This is a genomic window from Amphibacillus sediminis NBRC 103570, assembly GCF_001552275.1.
In the GTDB taxonomy this organism is placed as follows: Bacteria; Bacillota; Bacilli; order Bacillales; family Amphibacillaceae; genus Amphibacillus_B; species Amphibacillus_B sediminis.
This window is the reverse complement of record NZ_BCQW01000069.1, coordinates 1-833: the sequence shown is the minus strand read 5'-3', so window position 1 is coordinate 833 and position 833 is coordinate 1. Positions and strand designations below refer to the sequence as shown.

At 36.6% G+C, this 833-nt stretch carries 1 protein-coding gene; it reads left to right on the top strand.

Translation table 11 applies throughout. The features are described from left to right. On the top strand, nucleotides 1–833 hold an 833-nt coding region (locus ASE01S_RS15400), incomplete at both ends, for a Mu transposase domain-containing protein (RefSeq protein ID WP_157065251.1).

Genomic DNA, 833 nt, shown 5'->3' with positions numbered 1-833 from the left:
TTAAAAGAAACGATGACAGAAGCAGCCTTACCCCTTGAATCTATCCCAGGTACAGCTCAAGTTGACTTTGGAACTGGCCCATTCAAATATGATTCAGAAACAATTGATCTACCGTATCTAGTAATGTCTTTTCCGTATAGTAATAGCTTTTATTTTCAGGTTTTTCCTTCGGAAAATACAGAATGCTTATTAGAGGGTTTACAACGGGTGTTTCAACATTTGGGGAAGGTTCCGAAGACAATACGATTTGATAATTTATCTCCTGCAGTGAGCAAAATATTTTCTAAAGGGGAGCGTGAGCTGACAGATACATTTGAACGCTTTGTATTGCACTTTGGTTTTCAGTATGAGTTTTGTAACCCAGGTAAAGGTAATGAAAAAGGTCATGTGGAAGCCATGGTTAAATATGTAAGAAACAACTTTTTATTACCGGAAAATAGGATTGTAAATGTAGATCATTTCAATGAAACGTTATGGGAGTTGGCAGAAAAAGACCGTGATCGACTCCATTACGATAAGAAGGTCCTTCAATCGAAATTGTTTGAAGAGGATTTAAATAGCTTTATAATGTTGCCTGAAAAGGGATTTGAATGTGCTCGATATGAAGAATTGAAATCAGACAAATATGGAATCGTCACCGTAGATAAAAAGCTATATTCGACTTCTCCAAGGTTTGCACAGCAAAAAGTTAGAGTCCGTATTACGTATAATGAAATTGCCATTTTGAACGAAGATAACGACGTAATTGCCAAACATACGAGACTCTATGGTATAAGGCGAAAATCTATGATTTGGCAGCCTTATCTAGATTTACTGTCTAAACGACCAAGAGC